This is a genomic window from Variovorax rhizosphaerae, from assembly GCF_037889975.1.
GTDB classification, from domain to species: Bacteria; Pseudomonadota; Gammaproteobacteria; order Burkholderiales; family Burkholderiaceae_C; genus Variovorax; species Variovorax rhizosphaerae.
In genome coordinates this window covers 395,049-415,965 of the sequence record NZ_JBBKZT010000008.1, presented here as the reverse complement: position 1 = coordinate 415,965, position 20,917 = coordinate 395,049, and the positions used below count along the sequence as shown (strand labels likewise).

At 67.4% G+C, this 20,917-nt stretch carries 20 protein-coding genes; 17 read left to right on the top strand and 3 right to left on the bottom strand.

Annotation, left to right across the window (positions count from 1 at the left end):
• Window positions 1–14: 14 nt before the first annotated feature.
• Both WKW82_RS19410 and bchF read right to left on the bottom strand, forming a co-directional pair.
• On the bottom strand, window positions 15–1,337 hold the full coding sequence (locus WKW82_RS19410) for a ferredoxin:protochlorophyllide reductase (ATP-dependent) subunit N (RefSeq protein WP_340343953.1): 1,323 nt from the start codon (window positions 1,335–1,337) through the stop codon (window positions 15–17).
• Window positions 1,334–1,891: a 2-vinyl bacteriochlorophyllide hydratase gene (gene bchF, locus WKW82_RS19405; RefSeq protein ID WP_340343952.1), complete on the bottom strand. Its 558-nt coding sequence runs from the start codon at window positions 1,889–1,891 to the stop codon at window positions 1,334–1,336. The genes WKW82_RS19410 and bchF overlap by 4 nt, the downstream gene beginning before the upstream one ends.
• Before the next feature lie 361 nt (window positions 1,892–2,252).
• Here bchF and WKW82_RS19400 point away from each other — a divergent pair, with 361 nt between their 5' ends.
• From WKW82_RS19400 to WKW82_RS19370, 7 genes are all read left to right on the top strand, one after another.
• Window positions 2,253–3,164, top strand: coding sequence for a cobalamin B12-binding domain-containing protein (locus tag WKW82_RS19400; protein ID WP_340343951.1), 912 nt, complete (start codon window positions 2,253–2,255; stop codon window positions 3,162–3,164).
• 60 nt (window positions 3,165–3,224) lie between these two features.
• Complete coding sequence (gene ppsR / locus WKW82_RS19395) at window positions 3,225–4,661, top strand: transcriptional regulator PpsR (protein ID WP_340343950.1); 1,437 nt, start codon at window positions 3,225–3,227, stop codon at window positions 4,659–4,661.
• Between the two features lie 81 nt (window positions 4,662–4,742).
• Window positions 4,743–5,627 carry a chlorophyll synthase ChlG gene (gene chlG, locus WKW82_RS19390; protein WP_340343949.1) on the top strand — a complete coding sequence of 295 codons (885 nt, stop codon included), beginning with the start codon at window positions 4,743–4,745 and terminating at the stop codon, window positions 5,625–5,627.
• Window positions 5,624–6,997: a BCD family MFS transporter gene (locus tag WKW82_RS19385; RefSeq protein WP_340343948.1), complete on the top strand. Its 1,374-nt coding sequence runs from the start codon at window positions 5,624–5,626 to the stop codon at window positions 6,995–6,997. Before chlG ends, WKW82_RS19385 begins: the two co-directional genes overlap by 4 nt.
• A 4-nt stretch (window positions 6,998–7,001) precedes the next feature.
• Entirely contained in the window at window positions 7,002–8,258 is a 1,257-nt protein-coding gene (locus tag WKW82_RS19380; protein ID WP_340343947.1) for a geranylgeranyl diphosphate reductase, read from the top strand.
• 61 nt (window positions 8,259–8,319) lie between these two features.
• Window positions 8,320–8,814 (top strand): TspO/MBR family protein, encoded by a 495-nt coding sequence (locus WKW82_RS19375; RefSeq protein ID WP_340343946.1) that lies wholly within the window; start codon window positions 8,320–8,322, stop codon window positions 8,812–8,814.
• A gap of 15 nt (window positions 8,815–8,829) precedes the next feature.
• Complete coding sequence (locus WKW82_RS19370) at window positions 8,830–9,123, top strand: hypothetical protein (RefSeq protein ID WP_340343945.1); 294 nt, start codon at window positions 8,830–8,832, stop codon at window positions 9,121–9,123.
• Window positions 9,124–9,418: 295 nt separating this feature from the next.
• Here WKW82_RS19370 and WKW82_RS19365 read toward each other — a convergent pair whose 3' ends face one another.
• Entirely contained in the window at window positions 9,419–9,733 is a 315-nt protein-coding gene (locus WKW82_RS19365) for a high-potential iron-sulfur protein (protein ID WP_340343944.1), read from the bottom strand.
• Window positions 9,734–9,855: 122 nt separating this feature from the next.
• Here WKW82_RS19365 and bchI point away from each other — a divergent pair, with 122 nt between their 5' ends.
• The 10 genes from bchI to WKW82_RS19315 all read left to right on the top strand — a co-directional run bounded on the left by bchI (window position 9,856) and on the right by WKW82_RS19315 (window position 20,866).
• On the top strand, window positions 9,856–10,878 hold the full coding sequence (gene bchI / locus WKW82_RS19360) for a magnesium chelatase ATPase subunit I (RefSeq protein WP_340343943.1): 1,023 nt from the start codon (window positions 9,856–9,858) through the stop codon (window positions 10,876–10,878).
• Window positions 10,875–12,677: a magnesium chelatase subunit D gene (locus WKW82_RS19355; RefSeq protein ID WP_340343942.1), complete on the top strand. Its 1,803-nt coding sequence runs from the start codon at window positions 10,875–10,877 to the stop codon at window positions 12,675–12,677. Before bchI ends, WKW82_RS19355 begins: the two co-directional genes overlap by 4 nt.
• Window positions 12,678–12,697: 20 nt before the next feature.
• Window positions 12,698–13,633 carry an alpha/beta fold hydrolase BchO gene (bchO, locus tag WKW82_RS19350; RefSeq protein ID WP_340343941.1) on the top strand — a complete coding sequence of 312 codons (936 nt, stop codon included), beginning with the start codon at window positions 12,698–12,700 and terminating at the stop codon, window positions 13,631–13,633.
• Window positions 13,634–13,747: 114 nt separating this feature from the next.
• Window positions 13,748–15,343, top strand: a complete 1,596-nt coding sequence (locus WKW82_RS19345) for a methyltransferase regulatory domain-containing protein (protein ID WP_340343940.1) — start codon at window positions 13,748–13,750, stop codon at window positions 15,341–15,343.
• Window positions 15,344–15,480: 137 nt separating this feature from the next.
• Window positions 15,481–16,212 (top strand): 16S rRNA pseudouridine(516) synthase, encoded by a 732-nt coding sequence (locus WKW82_RS19340; protein ID WP_340343939.1) that lies wholly within the window; start codon window positions 15,481–15,483, stop codon window positions 16,210–16,212.
• 75 nt (window positions 16,213–16,287) lie between these two features.
• Window positions 16,288–17,280 (top strand): YncE family protein, encoded by a 993-nt coding sequence (locus WKW82_RS19335; protein WP_340343938.1) that lies wholly within the window; start codon window positions 16,288–16,290, stop codon window positions 17,278–17,280.
• The gene (locus WKW82_RS19330) at window positions 17,267–18,067 is read left to right on the top strand and encodes a polysaccharide deacetylase family protein (protein WP_340343937.1); all 801 of its coding nucleotides are present in this window, start codon (window positions 17,267–17,269) and stop codon (window positions 18,065–18,067) included. The genes WKW82_RS19335 and WKW82_RS19330 overlap by 14 nt, the downstream gene beginning before the upstream one ends.
• Before the next feature lie 14 nt (window positions 18,068–18,081).
• Window positions 18,082–19,050 (top strand): sterol desaturase family protein, encoded by a 969-nt coding sequence (locus WKW82_RS19325; RefSeq protein ID WP_340343936.1) that lies wholly within the window; start codon window positions 18,082–18,084, stop codon window positions 19,048–19,050.
• 35 nt (window positions 19,051–19,085) lie between these two features.
• Entirely contained in the window at window positions 19,086–19,967 is an 882-nt protein-coding gene (locus WKW82_RS19320; protein WP_340343935.1) for an EI24 domain-containing protein, read from the top strand.
• Entirely contained in the window at window positions 19,964–20,866 is a 903-nt protein-coding gene (locus tag WKW82_RS19315; RefSeq protein WP_340343934.1) for a competence/damage-inducible protein A, read from the top strand. The genes WKW82_RS19320 and WKW82_RS19315 overlap by 4 nt, the downstream gene beginning before the upstream one ends.
• Window positions 20,867–20,917: the final 51 nt, after the last annotated feature.

The window sequence follows — 20,917 nt, the reverse complement described above, 5'->3', positions numbered from 1 at the left end:
CGTGGCCTCCTTTGCTATGCGGCCAGCCGCAGGCGGCGCACCATCGGGCGGGCAAAGAGCTCGGCCAGGTCGGCGGCCTGCTCGTAGCCCTGGATCGGCGTGAACACCAGTTCGATCGACCACTTGGTTGTCATGCCCTCGGCCTCCAGCGGATTGGCCAGGCCGAGGCCGCAGACCACGATGTCGGGCTTTAGGGCGCGGCAGCGGTCGAGTTGGCGATCGACGTGCTGGCCTTCGGACAGCGATGTGCCGGTCGGCAGCAGCGCGAGTTCCTCGGCCAGGTGCTGGCGGTGCAGGTAGGGCGAGCCGACTTCCGTCAGTTGCATGCCCAGTTCGCGCGAAAGGAAGCGCGCGATCGGCACTTCGAGTTGCGAATCGGGGAAGAAGAAGATCCGCTTGCCAGCCAGCAGCGTGCGCTGGCGCGCGAGGGCTTGCGTGGCCCGTTCGCGCGGTGCTGCGGTGGCCGCATCCAAGGTGCTGGCCTGAACGCCGAAGGCATCCGATGCCGCACGCAACCAGCGCGTCGTCCCTTCGACGCCGAGGGGGAAGGGCGCAGGCAGCCGCCGCGCGCCACGTTCCTCCAGCCCGCGCGCCGTGTCGGCCAGGAAGGGCTGGGCCAGCAGGTAGCGCGTGTTCGGGCCGACGCGCGGCATGGCGTCCGCACGACGCGGCGGGAAGAACTGCACCGGGATGCCAAGCTGCGCGAACAGCCGCGAGAACTGGTCCTCCACCACATCGGCCAGCGCACCGACCACCATCAGCGAAGGCGCAGCCGAGAGCTGTTCGCCAGGCAAGCCGGGCACGAGCGACGCAAGGCACGCATCCTCGCCCTGCGTGAACGTGGTCTCGATCCCGCTGCCGGAATAGCTCAGCACCCGCACGCGCGGCGAGAAGGTGCCCGACAGCCGCAGCGCCGCACGCGAAAGGTCCAGCTTGATCACCTCCGAAGGGCAGGAGCCCACGAGGAACAGCAGCTTGATGTCGGGCCGCCGCTCCAGCAGCCGGGTCACGACGCGGTCCAGTTCCTCATTGACGTCCGCCAAACCCGCAAGGTCGCGCTCGTCGATGATGGCGGTCGCGAAGCGCGGCTCGGCAAAGATCATCACGCCGGCGGCCGACTGGATCAGGTGCGCGCAGGTGCGCGAGCCGACCACCAAAAAGAACGCGTCCTGCACTTTCCGATGCAGCCAGATGATGCCGGTCAGCCCGCAGAACACTTCGCGCTGGCCACGTTCGCGCAGGACCGGCGCATCGCCGCAGCCGTCAGCCCGCGGCATCTCGCGAATGGGAATGACCGGCGCCCGCAGCGCAAGGTCGGCGTCTGCTCGCGCGTTCATGCGGCCACCTCGCCGCCCAGGTCCGCGCTGCGCGCCTGCCGGGCCATGTCGAGCCGCGCGGCCCGCAGCTTCAGGATGAACTGCGTGGCGTTGATCACATAGGTCGCATACGCCGCCAGCGCCAGGTACATCAGCGGCCTGTCCGCCAGCAACCCGGTCGCCAGCGCGGCCAGGTAGGCCGTGTGCAGCGCCAGCACCAGCATGCTGAACACGTCTTCCCAATAGAAGGCGGGAGCGAAAAGGTACTTGCCGAAGACGACCTTCTCCCAGATCGACCCCGTCACCATGATCGCGTAGAGCGCCAGCGTCTTCACCACCACCGACACCACGGCCGCCGTGTGCCCCTCGCCGGTGACGAGGTAGCGCAGCACCAGCACCAGGCTCACCGTAAAGATCAGGAACTGCACCGGCGCCAGCACGCCCTGCACCAGCGTCCAGCCCGAGGCATCGCGCCGGCGCCGCTCTTCGGGCGTGTAGAGCGGGCGCGCAATCCTCTCGGCGCGTTGCGGCGGGAGGTGGCGGTCACGGGGCCGACTGGCAGTCGTGCTGTGCATGTCGGGCAATCTAGATCGACCGGCCGCGTGTGTCAACTAAGTTGGACGTAAATATAAATTGACAGTCTCCCGCCAGCGGAAGATCATCCGCCCGTTCACTCGTGAGCCGGAACACCACGCCACAGCCATGCAGGATCCCGAAGACACTGCTGCAGCGCCAAGACCGGGCCCGACCGCGGGCGATGGCTCGCTTGCGAGCAACGTGTTGCCGCTGTTCGCCAGAAAAGGCCTGCCCGTCCAACGCCGTTCGTCGGATTCCCCATCCGGAAAACTCGGGGTCGACAGCGCCGCTCGCACGGTTCATGATGCGGCGCCCGAGTCCACCGGCGCGGGTAAAAAAACGAGCCCCAGGAGACACACCATGCCCCGACTGGCGCGAGAAGCGTTGGATACAGATGGTTTGAATCAACGGCCACCCGATGGCCACTGGGCATCGGCCCACGCCGACTCGGCCGACTGGAATCGCCCGCCCATCGACCGCCGCGAAGCGCAGGACCGGCACACCCGGCTGGCTCGCACGCTCGAGGTCGACATCATCCCCCGCCTGGTCAACGTGCACCGCGCGGCGCCGTCACCGCGTCCGGCGGCAGAGGGCACGTGTCCACCGCCCAGCCCGCAGGACGTCGAGAACTTCGTCCAGTTGCTGCTGGCACGCGAGCAGGTGGCGGCCCAGGCCTTCATCGACATGCTGGTGCAGCGCGGCATGTCGGTCGAGACTCTCTACCTCGACCTGCTGGCGCCTTCGGCGCAGCACCTCAACTACCTCTGGTCGCAGGACCTTTGCGAGTTCACCGACGTGACGCTCGGGCTGGCCCGGTTGCAGCGCCTGCTGCACGAGGTGAGCCTGTCGATGCGCGGCGCCGAGCGCGGGCTGCGCAGCAATGCGCGCCGCGTGCTGCTGATGCCGGCCTGTGGCGAGCACCAGACCTTCGGGCTGTCGATGGTGGCCGAGTTCTTCCACAGCGCGGGCTGGGAGGTCGATTGCGGCGGCAACCTGCACGGCACGCCCGCCCTGGACCTCACGCAGACCGAGTGGTTCGACGTGATCGGGCTGTCGGCCGGCAGCGAAACCCGGCTCGAACCGTTGCGCCGTTGCATCCGCGACCTGCGCGAGGCATCGCGCAACAAGCAGGTCGGCGTATTGGTGGGTGGCCCGATCTTTGCGGGGCATCCCGAGCGTGTAAAGTTCGTCGGCGCCGATGCATGCGGCCTCGACGGGAAGCAGGCGCCGGCGCATGCCGAGCGTTTGATTGCAGTGCGCGCCAACCGATGACGCCCCCATCAGGACCAGAAAGCCACCCTTGAACACCAATGCGAGAACCGCCTTCCTGCCATGAAGAGTTTTGCGGCTCCCGCCAAGCACCTCAGCGACCTGGACGCTCGTGCTGTCAGCCAGCTTGTCGGCACCGTGGCCGACGTCGTACTGATCCTTGATGCCGACGGCGTGGTCCGCGACCTTGCGCTCGGCGGCAACACGCTCGACAACGAAGGCTGCGAAGACTGGGTCGGCAAGCCTTGGGTGCAGACTGTGCGCGAAGACTCCCGCGCCAAGGCGGAAGCCCTGCTGCGCAATGCCGAGGCTGATGGCCCGGTCGAGTGGCGCCACCTCAGCTATGCCGCCCGCAAGGGGCGCGAACTCCACCTGAGCAGCGCTGCGATCAAGCTGCGCGACGCGGCGCGTTATCGCACCGTCGGCCGCACCGTGGTCTTCAGCCGCGACTTGCGCAACACCACCGCGTTGCAGCAGAGCGTGGTCGATGCGCAGCAGGAAGCGCTGCACGACCAGTGGAAGCTGCGTGACGCGCAATCTCGCTACCGGCAGCTGTTCCAGACCGTGTCCGATGCGGTGCTGATCGTGGATGCATCGACGCAGAAGATCGTCGAGGCCAACCCTGCTGCGGTGCAGCTCTTCGGTGACAACGTCCGGAAACTCATCGGCGCGACTTTTCCGATCGGGCTGGAGGCACGCAGCATCGCCGCCGTGCAGGGCCTGCTGGCCGCGCTGCGGTCCAACGGCCGCTCGGACGACGTCCGCGCGCATGTGGTCGATGGCGGCGAGGTCACGATCGCCGGCTCGGTGTTCCGGCAGGAGAACGGCGCGTTGCTGGTGGTGCGGCTGTCGCGCGTGGCGGTGGAGGCCGTGGCGCCGGACCGCGCCAACGCCAATGCGGTGCTGCTCAAGCTGGTGCAGAGCGCACCGGACTGCATCGTCGTCACCGACATCAACGGCCAGATCATCTCGGCCAACGACGCCTTCGTGGAGCTGGTGCAACTCGCCACCGAAGAGCAGGTGCGTGCCGAGTCGCTCGGGCGCTGGGTGGGTCGCACCGGTGTCGAACTCAGCGTGCTCATCTCCACGCTGCGCCAGCGCGGGTCCTTGCGACTCTTCCCGACCAGCCTGCGCTGCGAACACGGCCTGGTCACCGATGTCGAGATTTCCGCCAACCTGGTGCGCGACAACGACGAGGCCTACCTTGGCTTCACGATCCGCGATGTGAGCCGCCGGCAGGGCACCGACACGCGCAACGTGAAGGAACTGCCGCGCTCGGCAGGGCAGATGTCCGAGCTGGTCGGGCGGGTGCCGATGAAGGACATCGTCGGCGAGACCACCGACATGATCGAACAGCTGTGCATCGAAGCCGCGCTCGACCTGACGCGCGACAACCGCGCCGCGGCAGCCGAGATGCTGGGCATGTCGCGCCAGAGCCTGTACGTCAAGATGCGCCGCTACGGCCTGGGCGAACTCACGCCCGAGAGCGAGAAGCAGTAGGGCGACTGACCCCTCGCTCGACTGCTTGTCGAGTGTAAATCTTGGTTGACAGTATTGTGCGTCACGCCACAAACTCGTGGCATGGCACGTCCAGCCTTGTCCGCCGTCGCCGAACTGCTGAAGCCCATCACCTGGTTCCCGCCGATGTGGGCTTTCGCCTGCGGCGTGATCGCCTCCGGTGTCGCGATGCAAGGGCACTGGCTCATTGCCATTCTGGGCATCGTGCTGGCCGGTCCGCTCGTGTGCGCGAGCAGCCAGGCCGTCAATGACTGGTTCGACCGCCATGTCGATGCCATCAACGAGCCGCAGCGGCCGATTCCGTCGGGGCGCATGCCGGGGCGCTGGGGCCTCTACGTCGCCATCCTCTGGACCCTGTTGTCGCTCGTCTGGGCCGCATTCCTCGGGCGCTGGGCCTTCATCGCCGCGGTTGTCGGCCTGCTGCTCGCCTGGGCCTACAGCGCGCCGCCCTTGCGCCTCAAGCAGAACGGCTGGTGGGGCAACGCTGCTTGCGGCCTCTGCTACGAAGGCCTGGCCTGGACCACGGGCGCCGCGGTGATGGCCGGCGGCGCGATGCCGGGCAACCGCTCGCTGCTGCTGGCCTTGCTCTACAGCATCGGCGCGCACGGGATCATGACGCTGAACGACTTCAAGGCCGTCGAAGGCGACCGCAGGATGGGCGTGCGCTCGCTGCCGGTGCAACTCGGCGTGCAGCGTGCCGGGCGCGTGGCCTGCTGGTTCATGGCGCTGCCGCAGCTCGTGGTCGTGCTGCTGCTGGTGCAGTGGCAGCGGCCGGGCCATGCGGTCGCGATCGCGCTGCTGCTCGTGTTGCAGCTCATCCTGATGGACCGGTTCCTGGAGAGCGTCACGCAGCGCGCGCTCTGGTACAGCGGCTTCGGCGTGCCGGTGTTCGTGAGCGGCATGATGATCAGCGCCTTTGCACTGCGCAGCGGGGGGAGCGCGGCATGAAGGCCGACTTCGGTTGGCGCGCGATCCTCAGGCTCGGCCTGGTGCAGGCCTCGCTGGGCGCGGTGGTGGTGCTGACCACGTCGACGCTGAATCGCGTGATGGTGGTGGAACTCGCGCAGCCGGCGCTGCTGCCCGGTTGCCTCGTCGCAATGCACTACCTCGTGCAGGTGCTGCGGCCGCGCATGGGGCATGGCTCGGACATGGGGAGGCGGCGCACGCCGTGGATCGTCGGGGGCATGGCGCTCCTGGCGGCCGGGGGCGTGGCGGCGGCCGGCGCGACGGCGCTGATGGGCCAGCATGAGGTGGCCGGCATCGTCGCTTCGGTGATCGCGTTCCTGATGATCGGCATCGGTGTGAGTGCGAGCGGTACCTCGCTGCTGGTGCTGCTCGCGCAGCGCGTGGCCGCGTCGCAGCGTGCCTCGGCGGCGACCGCGGTGTGGCTGATGATGATCGCGGGCTTTGCGGTGACGGCGGGCGTGGCGGGCTCGTTGCTCGATCCCTATTCGCCGCAAAGGCTGGTGGCGATCGCTGCTGGCGTGTCGGTGATCGCGCTGGTGGTGACCTGCATCGCGATGTTCAGGCTGGAAGGAGATTCGCGAGGCGTGCCAGCTGTGCAGGCGGCAGCGCGTTCCGATGCGCCTGCGCAAACCTCCGGGCACCTCGCGGCAGGCGGGGTGCGTTTCCGCGAGGCGCTTGCGCAAGTCTGGGCAGAGCCCGCTGCGCGCCGCTTCACGCTGTTCGTCTTCATCTCGATGCTCGCCTACAGCGCGCAGGACCTGATCCTGGAGCCCTTCGCCGGCTCGGCGCTGGGTTTCACGCCCGGTGAGTCGACGCGCTTGTCGGGCACGCAGCATGGCGGCGTGCTGCTCGGCATGCTGGCCGCGGCGTTCGCTGGCCGCGGCCGGGGCGGCAGGCGCTTCGGCTCCTTGCAGGCCTGGCAGATTGGCGGATGCATCGTGTCGGCCGTGGCCTTGCTGGGGCTGGTGGCGGCGGGGATGGTCGGGCCGCAGTGGCCGTTCAAGGCCAACGTGTTCCTGCTGGGCGCTGCCAACGGCGCGTTCTCGATCGCAGCCATCGCCGCGATGATGAAGCTCGCCAGCGAAGGGCGCAGTGCGCGCGAGGGCGTGCGCATGGGCCTGTGGGGCGCTGCGCAAGCGGTGGCTTTCGGGCTCGGCGGAATCGTCGGCACCGCGGCCAGCGACATTGCGCGGGCTTTTATCGGCACGCCAGGCCTGGCCTATGCCGCGGTGTTTGCCGGCGAGGCCTTGTTGTTCCTGGTGGCGGCCGGGTTGGCCGCGAAGGTGGGGCGCGCGCCGGTGCACCCATCCGATTCCTTGCGGGCCGGCGTGGTTGGACTGGAAGCGAGGTGACGCCATGAATGCACAGACCCTGCCACGGGCGACAGCCAATGGCGCAGACCCGGTCTCATGCGCCGTCGAAACCTTCGATGTGGTCGTGGTCGGCGGAGGGCCGGCTGGCGCGACGGCCGCGCAAGACCTGGCGCGCAAGGGTCGTTCGGTGCTGTTGCTCGACCGCGCCGGCCGTGCCAAGCCCTGCGGTGGCGCAATCCCGCCTCGCCTCATCAAGGACTTCGAGATCCCCGACGACCTGCTGGTGGCCAAGGCCCGGTCGGCCCGCATGGTCGCGCCCAGCGACAAGTGCGTCGACATCCCGATCGACAACGGCTTCGTCGGCATGGTGGACCGGCATGTGTTCGACGAATGGCTGCGCGAGCGTGCCGCGGCCAGCGGCGCGGTGCGGCGCATTGGCTCCTTCGAGCGGTTGTCGCAAGACGACGATGGCATGAGCCGGGTGCACTACCTCGCGCGCACCGACGCCCGCGACCGTGATCCGCAACCGGCCAGCGTGCGCGCGCGCAGCGTCATCGGTGCGGACGGCGCGCGCTCCAGGATTGCTGCGCAGGCGATCCCCGGCGCGAAGGACATGCGCCATGTCTTCGCGTACCACGAGATCGTCAAGGCCCCGGCCATCCAGCCCGCCGGCTATGACGGTTCGCGCTGCGACGTGTACTACCAGGGCGCGCTGTCGCCGGACTTCTACGGCTGGATCTTTCCGCACGGCGACACGCTCAGCATCGGCACCGGCAGCGCCGACAAGGGCTTCTCCCTGCGCGGAGCGGTCGGCAGCCTGCGCACGTCTGCAGGCCTGGCCAACACCGAGACCTTGCGACGCGAAGGCGCGCCGCTACCGATGAAGCCGCTGGCGCGCTGGGACAACGGCCGTGACGTGGTACTGGCGGGCGATGCAGCCGGCGTCGTTGCACCGGCATCGGGGGAGGGCATCTACTACGCGATGGCCGGCGGCCGGTTGGCGGCCGAGGCCGTCGAGCAACTGTTGCAAGGCCAGCCCGCGACTTGCCTCAAGCTGGCGCGACAACGCTTCATGAAGGCACATGGCACCGTATTCCGTGTGCTCGGGGTCATGCAATGGTTCTGGTACTCCAGCGATCGCCGGCGCGAGCGCTTCGTCAAGATCTGCGAAGACCGTGACGTGCAGCAACTGACCTTCGAGTCGTACATGAACAAGGAGCTGACGCGCAAGAAGCCGATGGCGCATGTGCGCATCTTCTTCAAGGACATTGCGCACCTGCTGGGGATGGCGCGGGTATGAACGCCTCGTCGGACCACTCCAAGCCAATTCGCACCGCCCGGCACCGCGCGGAGGTCCGTCGATGACCGCTGTGCGTCGCGCACGCCTCTGGAAGCCGGTGCTGGTCGCGGCGGGTGCAGCCATCTTCGTTGCCATCCTCGGCATGCTGATGACCGACCTCGGTCCCTGGTACCGTGGCCTCCGGCAGCCTTCGTGGAAGCCCCCCGATGCAGTCTTCGGGCCGATATGGACAACGATCTTTGCACTGGCCGCCGCAGCGGGCGTGATCGGCTGGCGTCGCGCGCCGTCGCGCGTGGAACGTGAGCGCATGCTGATGCTGTTCGCGCTGAACGGCTTTCTCAACGTGTTCTGGAGCCTGCTGTACTTTCGGCTGCACCGGCCGGACTGGTCGCTGTATGAAGTGCCCTTTCTCTGGCTCTCGGTGCTGGCGCTGATCGTGCTGCTGGCGCGCTTTGCAAAGACAGCGGCGTGGATGCTGGTGCCCTATCTGCTCTGGGTGGCGACCGCTGCTGCGCTCAACTGGCAGACCGTGCGGCTCAATGGACCGTTCGGTTAGCGATCAGTTCGTGTCATGGACATCTGCCTGCCCCTGCTCGTGGATGGTGTGATCGCACTCACGCTGTTGGAGTGTGCGGCGTTGCTTGCCTTTCACAGGCTCACCGGAGCGGGCGTCGGGCCTGCCGACTTCCTCGTGAACGTGGTTGCCGGGCTTTGCCTGATGCTCGCGCTGCGCTGCGTGGTGCGCGACCAGCACATGATGTGGACGGCGATGTGCTTGCTGGCCGCGGGCTTGGCGCACGCCGCAGACATCTGGCGGCGCTGGCGTCGCGGTCGCACGGACTGGCGGCGGGCCAGGACATCCTGAAGGCGTCCAGCGCCATCGTGGCAAGTTCCTGCAAACCAGAAGCTCCCGGTAGATGCGGATCACAGAGCCGCTGTGTTCCAGGGCAACTCGCGCGCAAGGCAGGCCCTCGCCGACCACCCCGATGGCACGACGCGCAGCCGTCGAGGCAGGTGTCGACACCACGCGCATCGCGGCAGTCGAACCGCGCGGGCTGCAGCTCCGAGCCTGCCCGCGCAGGCTTGGACGGCCCGCAAGAGCAAGCCGCCCCTGGCGGTTTCCCCGGCGCCGCAGGCGCATTCCGGGGCGGGTTTCTTTGTCAGGCTTTCTTGACCCAGGCGCTGCACCAACCCTTGCCGGCCACGACCTTCCCTGCAAACAACATGCAGGGTCCGGTCGCGTCGGCCGGCTTGCCCTGGTAGAGCTGGCAGCTACTGCACATCTGGGTCGGGTTGTGGTTGGGGTACTTGGCTTGGTCGACCTTCGTGGTGTCGGTCTTGAAGCCCAGGGCCACCGCTTGGGGATCGGTTTCGGTCACGGGTGCGGCTGCCTGGGCCGAGGCTTGCGTCGCGACGAGTGCGGTGCCGGAGGCCACCATGCTCACCACGAAAGCCCTGCGACTTGGGTTGCTCATATGTTGTCCTTTGTTATGGTCGTCTGATTTGAACGTACATATTTAGTCTGACACTTTAATGTGTCTAGAATACATGACACTCTCCAGAAGTGGAGCGATTGAATCAGGATTGGAGTGCTGTCGTGGTCTTTCCTTTCTCAGCCATCGTCGGCCAAGACGAAATGAAGCTGGCCATCCTGATCGCCGCGGTCGATCCCGGCGTAGGCGGAGTGCTCGTCTTCGGCGACAGGGGCACCGGAAAATCCACGGCGGTGCGTGCGCTGGCCGCGTTGTTGCCGAAGATGCGTGCGGTCATCGGCTGCGCGTACCACTGCGCGCCGGATGCGTCGGGCGCGGCTTGTGAACACTGCGCGGCGCAAAAGCAGGAAGGCAAGGCGCGCCGGACGGCACTCGTCCCGGTGCCGGTGGTCGACCTGCCGCTGGGCGCCACAGAGGACCGTGTCGTCGGCGCCCTGGACCTGGAGCGGGCGCTGTCGCAGGGCGTGAAAGCCTTCGAGCCAGGACTGCTCGCGCGTGCCAACCGGGGCTTTCTTTACATCGATGAAGTGAACCTTCTGGAAGATCATCTGGTCGATCTCCTGATCGATGTGGCTTCGTCGGGTGAAAACGTACTCGAGCGCGAAGGCCTCAGCGTGCGGCATCCCGCGCGCTTCGTGCTCGTTGGCAGCGGCAACCCCGAGGAAGGCGAATTGCGCCCCCAGTTGCTGGACCGCTTTGGCCTGTCGGTGGAGGTGACGACGCCGCGCGAACTGGCCGCGCGCGTCGAAGTGATCAAGCGCCGCGATGCCTTCGACCACGACCCGGCCGCGTTCCTGCGCAAGTGGGCGCCCGAGGAAGCGCGGGTTCGCCGCAGGATCGTCGATGGCAGGGCACGCATCGGGCAGGTGAGCGTGTCCGATGCGGTCCTGGAGTGCGCTGCGCGTCTTTGCATCAGTCTTGGAACGGATGGACTGCGAGGTGAGTTGACGTTGATCCGCGCGGCGCGGGCGATGGCTGCGCTGGAGGGCGACGAGGCAGTCGCGATCAGCCATCTGCGCCGTGTCGCACCCTCGGCCTTGCGCCATCGGCTGCGTCGCAATCCCTTGGACGAGACCGGTTCGACGGTGCGCGTCGGCAAGGCAGTCGAGGAGTTGCTGGGCCTATGAACTTCGACGCGCCCAGCGTTGGCGCCGCTGCCGATGCCGCCGCTGATGCCACAACGATGGCCGCGCTGATGTGTGTCGATCCCTGCGGGCTTGGCGGCGTCGTTCTGCGCGGTGGTGCGGGGCCCCGGCGTGATGCCTGGCTTCGCCAGGTCGCCGGGTTGCTGCCCGAGGGGGCGCCGCTGCGTCGCGTGCCGCTGGGGATCCAGGAAGACCGCCTGCTCGGCGCGCTCGATCTCGCGGCGACGCTGGCAGCCGGTCGGCCCATTCACCAGCAAGGATTGCTCGCCGAGTCCGACGGCGGCATCGTCGTGTTGGGCATGGCCGAGCGGATCGAGCCACGGACCGCTGCGCTTGTTGCAGCCGTGCTCGATACGCAGGAAATCGGTATCGAGCGGCATGGCGCGAGTGATCGCAGGACGGTGCGCATCGGTGTCATCGCATTGGACGAAGGCAGCGGCGACGAAGAACGGGCGCCCGACAGGCTGCTCGATCGCCTCGCAGGTCGCATCGAGATCCAGCCGGGGGCGAATGGCGATCACTGCGCGGCAGCGGCCGCCTGGACACGCAGCGGCGTCGCCCGCGCGCGCACCTTGTTGCCGCAGGTCGTGGCCGACGACGCGATGCGGCAGGCGCTGTGCGCTGCGGCCCTGGCACTGGGCATCGATTCGCTCCGCGCACCCATATTGGCAATCCGCGCGGCCCGGGCGCACGCGGCACTCGATGACCGCATCGTGGTGAGCCAGGCGGACGCCATCGTCGCGGCTCGGCTGGTGCTGTTGCCGAGGGCGACCACGCTGCCCACCGCGGCGGACGAACAGGAAGCGGGCGACGAGCATGGCGATCGCAGCGAGCCCTCGTCCGCCGACGGCGAGGGAGATGTGCCAGGCGAGCAGCGCGCATCTCGTCCGATGGAGGACGCCATCCTCGCGGCGGCCTCAGCCGTGCTTCCGCCAGGATTGCTCGCCTTGCTGACTGCCGGCGGCGTCACTTCCCAACGCCTCCGTCGCGAGGGGCGCTTTGGCGTTCGCATTGCCGGTGGCTCGCGCGGCCGCCCCAACGGTGTGCTGCGCGGCCATCCGCGCAGCGGCGCGCGCCTGAACCTGATGGAGACGCTGCGCGCCGCGGCGCCTTGGCAAGCGCTGCGCCGGCGCGAGGTCGAGACACCCAACGGTTCCAGCATCGTGCAGGTCCGTCGTGACGATTTCCGCCTGACGCGCTTCAAGCAACGCAGCGAAACCACCACGCTCTTCGCAGTCGATGCGTCCGGCTCGGCAGCGCTGCATCGCTTGGGCGAGGCGAAAGGCGCTGTCGAGTTGCTGCTGGCCGACTGCTATGTGCGGCGCGACCGCGTGGCGCTGATCGCGTTTCGCGGCCGGTCTGCTGAAGTGCTGCTGCCGCCGACACGCTCGCTGGCACGTGCCAGGCGTTGCCTGGCCGGATTGGCGGGCGGTGGCGGCACTCCGCTCGCCACAGCGATCGAGTCCATGCTGGCGCTGGCCGACGCCACGCGCCGCCGGGGATGCACGCCCGTCGCCGTATGGCTCACGGACGGTCGCGCCAACGTCGCGCTCGACGGCACCGGCGGCCGCCACGATGCGGCAGCGGACGCCCTGCGCATGGCGCGATGCGTGCGCGCCGCAGGCGTCAGGGCGCTCGTGCTTGACACCTCGGCCCATCCGCACGATGCGGCCCGCGAACTCGCGCGCGAAATGGGCGCGATCTATCTCCCGCTGCCTCACGCCGATGCCTCGCAGCTGTCCAGCGTCGTGCGCGCCGCGACAGGCGCGTGCGGACGCTGAAGAACACAGGGTGTCGGCCCATGAGTCGTCCACTCCGATGGGACGTCGAAGGTCTCGATTGGCCGCACAGGGAGGCCAGCAGCTTCATTGCCGTCGGCGGCCTGCGCTGGCACGTCCAGCGCATGGGCAAGGGGCCGGTGCTGCTGCTGGTCCATGGAACGGGCGCCAGCAGTCACACCTGGCGTGACCTGCTGCCAGCATTCGCCCCCGATTTCAGCTGTGTCGCCATCGATCTGCCGGGGCATGCCTTCACGGCGGCGCCGCCGTCCGCCATGCTGTCGCTGCAAGGCATGGCACGCCTGCTCGCCACGTTGCTGCGATCACTGCATCTGTCGCCGGCGATGATCGTCGGGCATTCCGCGGGGGCTGCCATCGCGGTGCAGTTGTGCCTGCACGAAGGTATTTCGCCGGATGCATTGGTCAGCATCAACGGTGCCTTCCTGCCGTTGTCCGGCGTGGCGGGTCTCGTCTTTCCGCCGGCGGCGAAGGTGATGGCAAGAAACTCGCTCGCATCGCGACTCTTCGCCTGGCGCGCATCCGATCGCAGCGTCGTGCGCCAACTCATCCATGGCACCGGCTCCCGGCTCGACGCGCGTGGGGAGGATCTCTATGCGCGCCTGGTGCGCAACCCGTTGCATGTCGCCGCGGCGCTGGGGATGATGGCGCGATGGGATGTCGCGCCTGTCGTTGACAGCTTGCCGCGGCTGCGCACCCGGCTTCAATTGATCGCGGGAACGGAAGATCACGCCGTTCCGCCGGCGCAGTCGCACCGGGTGCACCGCGCCGTCCCGAATTCAGCCGTCGCGATGGTCGCGCATGCAGGCCACCTCGTTCATGAAGAGAAGCCGGACCAGGTCGTGGCCCTGATCCGGCGGTTCTGGCGGGAGGGCCCGGAGGGTCGGATCGGGCAGGCCGGGCAGGGCGCGATTGCCAACTGCCTTGCCAGCCTGCGCTGACGCGCCGCCTTGAGCGCGCGATCCTGCAGGTGCGCAGGCACTGCAGGGCTATATTCGGCACTGCCCGGGGCCCGCGCGCTGCTGGCCTGTCCTTCTTCTGCCCAGGAAAATCGCATGCCGGACGACTTGACCAACGCGATCACGAAGTACTACGACGCGGTGCCGTACGACTCGCATCCCTTTCCGCAATCGGCGGTGGAGCATCTGGAAGCGCTGGCCTACCTGTTCGGCCTGGAGGCCCAGCCGCCGGCCAGTGCCCGTGTCCTGGAACTGGGTTGCGCGTCCGGGGGCAACCTCATTCCCTTCGCGGCGCGGCATCCGGGTGGCAGCGCGATCGGTGTGGACCTTTCGCCGGTACAGGTTGCCCAGGGCGCTGCAGCCATCGGGCAGGCGGGGCTCGGCAATGTCGAGCTGCGTGCTTTTGACATCAACGACATCGACACTTCCTTCGGCAAGTTCGACTACATCGTCAGCCACGGCGTCTACAGCTGGGTGCCGCCCGCGGTCCAGTCGGCGATCCTGCGGGTGTGCGCCGAGAACCTGGCGCCCAACGGCGTGGCCTATGTGAGCTACAACGTCTATCCGGGCTGGAAGGCGCGCGAAATCGTGCGCGACGCCATGATCCTTCGCGGCGGGCCGCGCGACGCGCCGGGGGAGAAGCTGTCGTTCGCGCGGGGCATGCTGGAGTTCCTCGAGCAATCGGCCCGGAAGGACAGCGTGCTCGAGAAAACGCTCGAGGAAGCAATGCCCATCGTGCGCAACGCGAACGACACCTACCTGCTGCATGAGTTCCTGGAGCCCTGCAACGCGCCTTGCTACTTCAAGGAGTTCGTCGAGCGTGCCGGTTCGCACGGGCTGGCTTACCTGGCCGATGCAGAGCCGTCCACGATGTTCGTGCAGAACTACGGCGAGAAGGTTCGCGAACCGCTGTTGCGCGAGTGCGGGGGCAGCCAGGTCATGATGGAGCAGTACCTCGACTTCATCGTCAACCGCACGTTCCGGCAGACGCTGCTGGTCAAGAAGGAGCGGGTGGGGCAGATCCGCTATCGGCTCGATCCGGTGCGCCTGCGGGCGCTGGCGTACGCGGGGGTGTTCCTGCCGGATGATGGCGGCGTCCTCAAGCTGAACGGGCCCGAGCAGCCCTGCACCGCGTTGCGCAACCAGAAGGTCACGTTGCGCCTGCCGGTCCACAAGGCGGTGGCGCAGGTGCTGGACCAGCACTATCCGGCGGCCGTCCTGCCCGAAGCGTTGTTCGGCGAGGTGGCTGCGCGCGTTGGCGAGCCGCGCGAGACGGTCGAGCCATTCGTCATGACCATGCTGGAGGAACTGCTGATTCTTGGCGCGGTTCGCTTGCGCCGGAGTCCGTTCGGGGCTGCCGCCAAGGTGGCTGACATGCCGCGCGCGTTGCCAGCCGTGCGCAACTTGCCGGGCCTCGCACTGCACACCGGCCCGAATGCCTTGGCCAGCAACCTGTGGCATGAGAGCGTTGCGTTGTCGCCGCTGGAGCGCTGCCTGCTGCCTTTGCTGGACGGGGGTCATGGGCACGATGCACTGGCCGACCATCTTGTGGGGGAGGCGCGTGCGGGGCGCATCCGGTTCATCAAGGACGAGCAACCCTTGAAGGATGAGTCGTTGTTGCGCGAGTTCGCCAGCCAGCAAGTGGCGCTCGCGCTGAAAGACTTGCGTCGCAAGGGATTGCTTGCAGCCTGAATCGGGTCGCTGACACTTCCGGCGCAGCCACGCGATGTCATCGCTGTCGCCGCACCGTCGGGCCTCGTCGGCGTCGGCAACAATCGCTGCTTCGGCGCGAATGGCTCGCGTCGCCACAACGTCCCCGTCATTGAATCGTGCAACTCCAGGAAATTCTTTATTGCCAGGGCTTCGGAACCCGGCGCGTGTGTGCCGGGCTGGTGCAGCAGGGCCATGTGTCGATCGAGGGCGCCACTGAAACGGATCCTTCCGTCGACCTGAACCCGGAGGGCCTGCGCTTCACCGTGCAAGGCACCGAATGGGCGTACCACGAGAAGGCCTACCTGATGCTGCACAAGCCGGCGGGTACCGAGAGTTCGCAAAAGCCCTCGACCTGGCCCAGCATCTACACGTTGCTGCCATCGCCCTTGCGCCTGCGCCCGAACAAGGGCGCGGTGCAGGGCGTGCAGGCCATCGGCCGGCTCGACCAGGACACCACAGGCCTGCTACTGCTGACCGACGACGGCCAGTTCATCCATCGGATGGGCTCGCCCAAGCACCACGTGCCGAAGGTGTACGAAGCCACGGTCAAGCATCCGCTGGACGATGCCCAAGTGCAGAAACTTCTGGCCGGCGTGGTGCTCGACGATGACCCGAAGCCCGTGCGCGCCGCGGCCTGCGAGGCGGTTTCGCCGCTGCACCTGCGCCTGACGCTGACCGAAGGCAAATACCACCAGGTCAAGCGCATGGTGGCGGCGGTGGGCAACCGGGTCGAGGGGCTGCATCGCTCGTCGATCGGGCGGCTGGCGCTGCCGCCAGCGCTGGCGCCAGGGCAGTGGCGTTGGCTCACGGCTGAAGAGGTCGAGTCATTGCGCCAGAAACAGCACTGATCGAGGCGGGAAGCCGGTCAGCCAGGGGTCCGCTTGGGCCGTTAAAATTCGGCAGCCTTCCTACGGAACCTCCCCTTGCGAATTTCTACCTCCCCGACCGGCCGCATTGCGGCCTTTTTGTTGTCCGTGGCCGCCACGCTGTCGAGTGCCGTCGCGGCCGAGCCGCCGCCGGTCTTCGTACTGAATTCGCTCGACGCCACGGTGAGCGTGATCGATCCCGCCACATGGGCCGAGAAGCAGCGCATCCCGACCGGCAAGGAGCCGCATCACCTGTACCTCACGCCTGACGAGCAATCGCTCATCGTGGCCAACTCGGCCGGCGATTCGCTGACCTTCCTGAACCCGCGCACGGCCGAGGTGCAGCGCGTGGTCCACGGCATCATCGACCCGTACCACTTGCAGTTCTCGCGCGACATGAAGTGGTTCGTGACCGCGGGCAACCGCCTCAATCACGTCGACATCTTCCGCTGGGACGGCAAGGAACTGAAGCTGGCCAAGCGCATTGCCACTGGCAAGACACCGAGCCACATCTGGATCGACAAGGCCAGCACGACGGCCTACGTCACCATGCAGGACAGCGACGAGTTGGTCGCGGTCGACCTGGCCACCCAGGCGATCAAGTGGCGCGTTGCCACTGGCGCAATGCCGGCGGACATCTACGGCATCAATGGCGACAAGACGCTGCTCGTGGGCCTGACGGGCAGTGATGGGGTGCAGGTGTTCGACGTGTCCGGCCCACAGCCCAAGGTGACCGGCAAGATTCCCACCGGCAAGGGTGCGCACGCGTTCCGCGGTGCGGGTGACGGCAAGTCGGTGTTCGTCAGCAATCGTGTGTCGAACAGCATCAGCCGCATCGACCTCCAGACGCTCAAGGTGACCGATGACTATCCGGTGCCGGGCGGCCCGGATTGCATGGACGTGTCGGCTGACGGGAAGACGCTCTTCGTGACCTCGCGCTGGGCCAAGAAGCTCAGCGTGGTGGACCTGGCGTCGCACAAGGTGGTGCGGCAGGTGAACGTGGGTCGCTCGCCGCACGGCGTCTGGACGCTCGACCATGGCGCCCGCTAAGTCACTGCAGCTTGCCTTCCTCCTGGTTGCAACGCTTGCTGGCGCCACCGGCGCAGCCGCCCAGACCGCCTGCGAAAAGCCGGTCTACCTGACCGTCGACACCGGCCACATGGGTGTGGCGCCGCTGTTTGCCGATGTGTTGAAGCGGCAGAACGTGCGGGTGACCTTCTTCGCCGCCGCCGAGCGCACGCAGACCGATGGAAACAGCCTGGACGACCACTGGGCGGCCTGGTGGAAGGCGCGGGCCGCCGAAGGCAACGAGTTCGCATCGCACACCTACGACCACGTCTACTGGCGTGGCGACGAGAAGAGCGTCGAGCCGCGCTTCCAGGTGCGGCCTTCGATGGGTGCGCTTGCGGGCCGCCAGTTCACCTGGACGGCGGCGCAATACTGCGAAAACATCACCAAGGCCTCTGATCGGCTGGCCTCCGTCACCGGCAAGAAGCCGCTGCCGCTGTTCCGCGCGCCGGGTGGCAAGACCTCGCCGAAGTTGCTCGCTGCCGCCAAAGCCTGCGGCTACGCGCATGTGGGCTGGTCGCCGGCCGGCTTCCTGGGCGACGAGTTGCCGAGCGAGACCTACAGCAACGAGAAGCTGCTCGCACAGGCGCTGGACCGCATCCGTCCCGGCGACATCCTGCTGGCGCACCTGGGCATCTGGTCGCGCAAGGACCCGTGGGCGCCGGCCGACCTCGAGCCGCTGATCGTGGGCCTGAAGGAAAAGGGCTTCTGCTTCCAGACCCTGCGCCAGCATCCCGACTACAAGGCCTGGATCGCCGCGCACTCCTAGGTTGGACGGCTGCAATGGAATGGCTCACTGACCAATTCGCCGCGTTGCAGCAGTGGCTGTTCGAGGCCGCGGTGCAGCCGCTCGTCTATGCGGTGGGGCTGGGCGGGCTGGTCGAGGATGCGTTCGACGCGACGGGTTGGCTGCTGGTCGGCGTCATCCAAATCGCCATCCTGATCACGTTGGTCGGGCCGTTGCAGCGCTGGCGGCCGGTCGAGGCGGTGACGGATCGGCGCGCGATCCGCGTCGACGTGATCTACACGTTGATCCATCGGTTGGGGCTGTTCAGGCTCGGGATGTTCTTCCTGCTGCAGCCGCTGTTCGATGACGCGCTGGGCATGCTGCGGGTCGATGGCTGGGGCGCATTGCATCTCGACGACCTCTGGCCCGGCGTCACGGACATCCCCTGGGTTGCCTTCGTGATCTACCTGGTGGTGCTGGATTTCGTCGAGTACCTGATCCACCGGGGGCAGCATCGCTTCAATTGGTGGTGGGGGCTTCATTCGCTGCACCATTCGCAGCGCCAGATGACGATGTGGAGCGACAACCGCAACCACCTGCTCGACGACGTCATCCACGACACGATCATCGTGGTGGTGGCGCAACTCATCGGCGTGGCGCCGGGGCAGTTCATTGCCATCGTTGCCTTCACTCAACTCAGCGAGAGCCTGCAGCATGCGAATCTGCGCCTGTCCTTCGGCGCGATCGGCGAGCGACTCTGGATCAGCCCGCGCTTTCACCGGGTGCACCACAGCATCGGCATCGGCCACGAATCGAACGGCCCGACCACGCTGGGCGGTCATAACTTCGGCGTGCTGCTGCCGTGGTGGGACATGCTGTTTCGCACGGTGGACTTCGGCCATCGCTACGACCCCACCGGCATCCGCGACCAGGTCGAGCCCGGCGCGACAGGCCAGGTGCGCGATTACGGGACGGGCTTCTGGGCGCAGCAATGGCTGGGCTTGCGCCGCCTGGCGGGCCGCTGAACCCAGGCTGATCGGGTAGCGTATCCTCGCCACCGATGCGTATTCTTCTCGATTCTTTCTGGCGCGCAGTGGCGTATTGCCTGCGCCCGCGGGTGATCCTGCTGTCGCTCCTGCCACTGGTGCTGATGGTGGGGCTGGCGGCGGGTCTGGGCTATTTCTTCTGGGATCCGGCGGTGGCCTGGACACGCGCAACGCTGGATTCCTGGCCGCTGCTGGCCAACTTCTGGGGCTGGATCGGGCGCCTCTTTTCCGGCGACATCTCGGGCACGCTGGCGCAGCTGGTGGTGGTGCTGGCGGCAACGCCGGCCATCGTGCTGGTTGCGCTTCTGGTCGTGTCGGGCCTCATGGCGCCGGCGTTGACGCGACTGGTGGCCACGCGACGCTTTCCTGCACTGGAACACAAGAAGGGGCCCTCGCTGATCTGGAGCGTGGTCCGGTCGCTGGGGCTCACGCTGCTGGCCTTGCTTGCGTTGGTGGTGTCGATGCCGTTGTGGCTGGTGCCGCCGTTGGTGCTGGTGCTGCCACCGTTGATCTGGGGCTGGCTCACCTACCGCGTGATGAGCTTTGACGCGTTGGCCGAGCATGCCGATGCCGAGGAGCGCACGACGATCCTGCGCACGCACAAGGTGCCGTTGCTGGCCATCGGCGTGTTGTGCGGCTACCTGGGCGCCGCGCCCAGCATCGTGTGGGCATCGGGCCTCCTGTTCGCCGCCGGTTTCTTCGTGCTGGCACCGATCGCGATCTGGATCTACACACTGGTGTTCGCGTTCTCGGCGCTGTGGTTCGCGCACTACTGCCTCGATGCGTTGTCGCAACTGCGTGCCGAGCGTGCCGCGCTGGCCTATGCCATCAACAAGGGGCCGGCCATTTCGCACGATGTGGACAAAGCCATCCAGACTCAATGGGGAGCGCCATGACAAGTGAATCGAGTGGCGCCGGGCCGTCGCGAGCCGCGAACGTCCCCTTGGAGGGAAGCGAGCACACGTCGGTGCCGAGCCTGGGGGCGCAGTCCATCGGCGCCCGGTCCTTTGGCCTGATCGTCGTCGGCGACGAAATCCTTTCCGGCAAGCGCCTCGACAAGCACATGCCCAAGGTCATCGAACTGCTGGCGGCGCGCGGCCTGCAACTCGATTGGGCGGAGTACGTCGGCGATACGCCGGAGCGGATCACCGCGGTGCTCCGGCGTGCCTTCGCCTCGGGGGACGTCGTCTTTTCCACCGGCGGCATTGGCGCCACGCCGGACGACCATACGCGGCAATGCGCTGCGGCGGCGCTCGGCCGGCCGCTGGCCCTGCATCCGGAGGCGGAAGCGCTGATCCGCGAGCGCATGCGCGACACCGCGGTCGAGCAGGGCATCACCTACGAACCCGACCGCCCCGACAACGTGCATCGGCTCAACATGGGCGTGTTCCCGGAGGGCGCGACGATCATCCGCAATCCCTACAACAAGATCCCGGGCTTCAGCGTGGCCGACGTTCATTTCGTGCCCGGCTTTCCCGTGATGGCCTGGCCGATGATCGAATCGGTGCTGGACGAGCGCTATGCCGACCTGTTCGCCCTTGGGCGCAGCGCCGAGAAATCCGTGATCGTCTATGGTGCGATGGAGGCCACGCTCACCCCGCTCATGGAAGCCGTCGAGCGCACGCATCCTGGCGTCAAGGTGTTCAGCCTGCCGAGCGTCGACCATCCGGAGCACGGCCGCCATATCGAATTGGGCGTCAAGGGCAATCCAGCAGGCCTTGCGGCCGCATACCAACAACTCATCGAAGGCCTGCACAGCTTTGAGGCGCGTCTTGGCCCCGAAATGGTGCGTTGAAAAATCGCGCACCAAAAGAGGAGAATAGGCGCCCCATCGGGGCCAAATGGC